At 70.4% G+C, this 5,000-nt stretch carries 5 protein-coding genes (2 of these 5 cut by a window edge); 2 read left to right on the top strand and 3 right to left on the bottom strand.

From position 1 onward, the window contains the following. Both E5F05_RS01025 and E5F05_RS01020 read left to right on the top strand, forming a co-directional pair. Positions 1-970: the 3' portion of an FAD-dependent oxidoreductase gene (locus E5F05_RS01025; protein WP_129117184.1), read on the top strand. The gene continues 626 nt to the left of window position 1, outside the view; the window shows 970 of its 1,596 coding nt (coding positions 627-1,596); the start codon falls outside the window, past its left edge; its stop codon occupies positions 968-970. A 7-nt stretch (positions 971-977) separates the two neighbouring features. Further along, positions 978-2,024: a LacI family DNA-binding transcriptional regulator gene (locus E5F05_RS01020; protein ID WP_129117183.1), complete on the top strand. Its 1,047-nt coding sequence runs from the start codon at positions 978-980 to the stop codon at positions 2,022-2,024. A gap of 47 nt (positions 2,025-2,071) precedes the next feature. Here E5F05_RS01020 and xylB read toward each other — a convergent pair whose 3' ends face one another. The 3 genes in view from xylB to E5F05_RS01005 are tightly spaced (each overlapping or abutting the next) and all read right to left on the bottom strand, a layout consistent with a single transcriptional unit that may run on beyond the window. Next, complete coding sequence (xylB, locus tag E5F05_RS01015) at positions 2,072-3,541, bottom strand: xylulokinase (protein ID WP_129117182.1); 1,470 nt, start codon at positions 3,539-3,541, stop codon at positions 2,072-2,074. Continuing rightward, complete coding sequence (gene xylA / locus E5F05_RS01010; RefSeq protein ID WP_129117181.1) at positions 3,538-4,725, bottom strand: xylose isomerase; 1,188 nt, start codon at positions 4,723-4,725, stop codon at positions 3,538-3,540. The genes xylB and xylA overlap by 4 nt, the downstream gene beginning before the upstream one ends. Next, a protein-coding gene (locus E5F05_RS01005) for a Gfo/Idh/MocA family protein (RefSeq protein ID WP_129117180.1) crosses the window boundary here: on the bottom strand, positions 4,722-5,000 show its end. 915 nt of this gene lie beyond the right edge of the window; 279 of the gene's 1,194 nt are visible here — the last part of the coding sequence; the start codon falls outside the window, past its right edge; the stop codon is at positions 4,722-4,724. The genes xylA and E5F05_RS01005 overlap by 4 nt, the downstream gene beginning before the upstream one ends.

Below are 5,000 nucleotides of genomic sequence, written 5' to 3'. Positions count from 1 at the left end.
TACCTGGTGCTTCGCCATGGACCACCGGGAAGGCGAGGACCACACTATCCCGCAGCCACAGAGTTACGACTACTGGCGCCGCTACCAGGCCCCCTTCTGGCCCGCGCCGCAGCTCTCCTGGACCTACCCGCACCCCATCACCGACGCGCCGGTCTACCGCGACCTCTTCAGCGATCCCGTCGAGAGGGCACACAAGGGCGACTTCTGGCACTACCGCCGCATCGTGGCGGGAAGGCACTACTGCCCCCCCACCGGGGACGTGACCCTGGTGAACTGGCCGCAGAACGACTACTGGCTGGGGCCGCTGGTCGGCGTCCCCGAAGAGGAGAAGGAGCGGCACCTGGAGGCCGCAAAAGAACTCAGCCTCTCACTGCTGTACTGGATGCAGACGGAAGCGCCCCGCCACGACGGGAAAGGCGAGGGCTACCCCGGCCTGCGGCTGCGCGGCGACCTGACCGGGACCGAACTCACCCACGGCCTCGCGCTGCGGCCCTACATCCGGGAGGCGCGGCGGATCAGGGCGCAGTTCACCGTGACGGAGAACATGATCGGCGTGGAGGCGCGCGGCAATCAGCAGGGCGCCGAGGTCTTCCCGGACAGCGTCGGCATCGGCCAGTACCGCATCGACCTGCACCCCGGAACGGGCGGGCGGGGCTACGTGGACGTCGCCAGTTGGCCCTTCCAGATTCCGCTGGGTGCCCTGATTCCGGTGCGGCTGGGCAACCTGATCGCCGCCGGGAAGACGCTGGGCGTGACCCACATCACCAACGGCTGCTACCGGCTGCATCCCGTCGAGTGGAACACTGGGGAAGCAGCGGGCGCGCTGGCGGCCTTCAGCCTGGAGCGGGGCGAATCTCCCGCCGCCATCCGGGAACGGCACCTGCCGGACTTCCAGCAGCTCCTGACGCGCCTCGGCCTTCCGCTGGCCTGGCCGGAGGCGTATCGCCTGACCCCCTCGCCGGGGTTCTAGGGAAACCGTGACACGCCCCCCGCCCCGCAAGCAGGCCAGCCGCAAACAACCCACCCAGAAACAGGTGGCGGAGCGGGCCGGTGTCTCGCAGACCATCGTCTCCCAGGTGCTCAACGGGCAGGCGGGTCAGGCGCGCATCCACCCCGAGACGCGGGCGCGCGTCCTTCAGGCCATCCGCGACCTGGAGTACGTCCCGAACGCGGCGGCCCGCCGCCTGGTGGGGGGCCGCAGTTCCCTGATCGGCGTGTTCACCTACGAGGCGGTCTTTCCCAGCAGCACCCGCGACTTCTACGCGCCCTTTCTGGAAGGCATCGAGGAGGAGGCGGCCCGCAGCGGCCTCGACCTGCTGCTGTACACCGGGGGCCGGGAGGGCCGCAGCCTCACCGGGGGGATGCAGGCCCGCCTGGCCCTGACCGACGGCACGGTCCTGCTGGGGCATCCCGGCGAGCAGGACCGCCGCGAACTGGCAGCCCTGGTGAGGGGCGGGCATCCCGCCGTGTTCATCGGGCGGCGAACCGTGCCGGACGCCGAACTGACCTGCGTGCAGGCCGACTACGCCTCGGCCACCGCCGAACTCACCCGGCGCTTTCTGGCGCAGGGGCACCGGAGGCTGCTGTATGTGGGCCGCCCCGGACAGGACGAATCCGCCCTGGACCGGGAGCGCGGCTTCGTGAGCGTGGCCCGGCCCGCCCCCGTCCAGCGTCTGGACCCCGGGGAGCTGGACCGCGCCTGGCTGCAAGGCGCCCTGGCAAGCGGCGTCACCGGCTTCCTGCTGGAGAATGACGGTCTGATGCGCCGCTTTCTGGAGGTGGCGCGTGAAGCCGGGTATGCGGTGCCCGACGACTGTTCGGCGGCGGTGCTGGGCGACGCCATCACCGGGCAGGCAGGTGACCCGTCCTGGTCCGGCCTGCATGTCCCGCGGCAGGAGATGGGAAGGGGGGCGGTTCAGGCACTGCGCCTGCTGGTGTCACGGGAACCCCCGGTCCCCATGATCTTCCCGTGCGAGATCAATGCGGGCGCGACCATCGGCAGATGTCCGGGTGGGGCCCGGTAGTCCAACCGCAGCCGGAGCGTTCAGCGGAGCAGGGAACTGGTCTGCCATCAAGGTCTTTCTTGTAGGCGCCGCTGTGTCTGCAAGAAGCGTTCACGGGCAGCCCGGGCGTCCCGCTGCGCAACGGGCGTGCTGCCGGGTTGCAGAGCCTGCATGACGTCCTTAAGGCTCGGATACAGCCCTGCGGCGGGCATCGCCAGCAGGGCGGCCCCCTCCGCCGCGCCCGGTTCCTGTGACGTGCGGCGGACCTGGACCCCCAGCGCCCCCGACACCAGCTCCAGCCACAGGTCGCTGCGCGCGCCACCACCCGTGGCGAGGAGCGTCGTCACGGGGGCCAGGGGGCGCATCACCTCGAAGGCGTCCGCCAGCGCGAAGGCCGTGCCTTCCAGCAGTGCCCGCGTCAGGTGGGCGCGGCCATGCGCCAGGCTCAGGCCGACCCAGGCGCCCCGCAGGTCGGGGTTCATGTGCGGGCTGCGCTCGCCCGCGAGGTACGGCAGGAAGGTCAGGCCCTCCGCACCGCCGGGCACCTGCGCCGCCTCGGCAAGCAACGTATCGAAGGAGGCTTCCGGGGCCAGCCTGTCCCGCAGCCATTGCAGCGCCCCCGCGCAGGCGAGGGTCACGCCGAGCAGGTGATAGCCGCCGTCCGCGTGGGCGAACAGATGCACGCGGCCTTCCGGGTCGGGCCGGGGCTGCGTGAGGGGCGCGAAGAGGACGCCGCTGGTGCCCAGGCTGACGCTGCCCGTCCCCGGCTGCGCGCTGCCCAGGCCCAGAGCGATGCCCGCTGCCGCGTTGTCACCGCCCCCCGCGACCACCGGCAGCCCCGCAGGCAGCCCCGTCTGACGTGCCAGGTCGGGCCGCAGGGTTCCAGTCACGTCCCAGGAGTTCACGACCTTGGGAAAGAGGGCGGGGTCGAGGTCCAGGGCGCGCAGCACGTCCTGATCCCAGCGGCGCTCGGCCAGATTCAGGGCGCCCACGCCCGACGCGTCGGAAGGTTCCGTGCGCATCTCCCCCGTCAGGACGAAGCCCAGGTAGTCCTTGGGAAGCAGCGCGTGCCAGGTGCGCCTGAACGCTTCCGGCTCCGTGTCGCGCAGCCACAGCAATTTGGGCAGTTGAAAGCCCGTCACGGCCCGGTTGCCAGTGCGTGCGATCAGGTCAGGCCGGGGGATGCGTTCCTCGATGGCCTGAACCTGCGCGCCCGTGCGCTGGTCATTCCAGAGGGGGGCGGGCCGCACCACCTCCCCCTGCGCGTCCAGCGCCACCAGGCCGTGCATCTGCCCGGAGAGACCCAACGCGAGTGGCGCGGCCCCCAGCGCGTGCAGCCCTTCCGCGAGCTTCCCCAGGGCGTCCAGGGTCGCCGCCACCCAGTCCTGCGGGCGCTGCTCGGTCCAGCCGGGGCGGGGCGTCAGCAGAGGGTAGCTGCCGCCCGCCTCGGCCACCTTGCGCCCCTCCCGGTCAAGTGCCACGGCCTTCACGCCGCTGGTGCCCAGGTCCAGGCCCAGGACCACGGGCGTTCCGGTCATGCCCTTGCCACAGCGCCGCGCAGCCCCAGCAGCAGCTCCACCGTGAGCTGGTCGAGCTGCTCCAGGCCGGGACCGCGTCTGCCGAGGGCTTCACGATCAAAGGTCCGGTTCTTCAGCGCCTCGGCGTTCTCCGGGCTGAACTTCGCGGTGAGGCGCGCGAGTTCCTCGTCGTCCACGCGGTACGCCTGCAAGGCCGCCTGAATCTCCGGGTCCTCGTCAAATTGCCGCGCTTTCTCCTTCAGCATCAGGTACGTCCGCATGCACCCCCGCGCAAAGGCCCACACCCCTTCCTCGTCCTCCGTTCTCAGGGCGTGGGCGTCGAAGTGCCTCGGGCCGCTGTAGCCGGTGTCCTCCAGCAGCTTCACTAGAAAGAAGCAGGTCTTGAGGTTCTCCGCGCCGAAGCGCAAATCCTGGTCGAAGCGGCCCATCTTCTGGTCGTTCAGGTCGATGTGGAAGAGCTTTCCGGCGTCGATCACCTGCGCGACGGCGTGGGTGAAGTTGAGTCCCGCCATCGTGTCGTGCGCGAACTCCGGGTTCACCCCGAAGAGGTCCGGCTGGTCGAGGGTGGCGATGAAACCGAGCATCGAGCCAGCGGTGGGAAAGAAGAGGTCGCCGCGCGGCTCGTTCGGCTTGGGTTCCAGCGCGAAGCGGTACCCGTACCCCTGGCTCTGGCTGTACTCGGCCAGGAAGTTCAGGCTGTCGCGGAACCAGGCCAGCGCGTCGAGCAGTTTGCTGCTGGCATCCACCTCGGTCCCCTCGCGCCCGCCCCAGAAAACGTAGGTCTGCGCGCCGAGTTCGTGCCCCAGGTCCATGCTGTGCATCGTCTTCTGAAGGGCGTAGGCCCGCACCCGCGCGTCGGCGGAGGTGAAGGCCCCGTCCTTGAAGGCGGGGTCGGAAAAGAGATTCGTGGTCGCCATCGGCAGGGCGAGGCCGTGGTCGGAGAGGGCCTGTTTGAACTCGGCCACGATGCGGTCCCGTTGCTGCGGGGTGGCGTCTATCGGAACCAGATCGTTGTCGTGGAGGTTCACACCGTACGCGCCGAGTTCGGCAAGCTTCCGCACGATGTACGGGGCCGAAAAGCCGGGCCGGGTCGCCTCCCCGAACGGGTCGCGCCCAGTCTGGCCCACGGTCCAGAGGCCAAAGGTGAACTTGTCGGCGGGTCGGGGCTGGTAGTCGTCCGTCATGCGTCACCTCTGGAGGCCACGGGGGGAGCAGCCGTCAACCGGGCCGGGGTCCACTTCTGCTCGCTGCGGGCACTCTCCACCGCCTTCTCGATGAACTGCACGCCGCGCAGACCGTCCGCCAGCGTGGGGAAGTCGGCAAGCAGCGGGTCGGGGTCGCGCCCCTCCAGGCGTGCCCGGATCGCCTCGGCCACGCCCCGGTAGAGGTTGGCGAAGGCTTCGATAAAGGCTTCGGGGTGACCGCTGGGCAGGCGGGTGGCAGCGCGGGCAGCCTCGCT

Source organism: Deinococcus metallilatus (genome assembly GCF_004758605.1).
Lineage (GTDB): Bacteria > Deinococcota > Deinococci > Deinococcales > Deinococcaceae > Deinococcus > Deinococcus metallilatus.
This window is presented reverse-complemented; position numbering and strand designations above follow the sequence as displayed.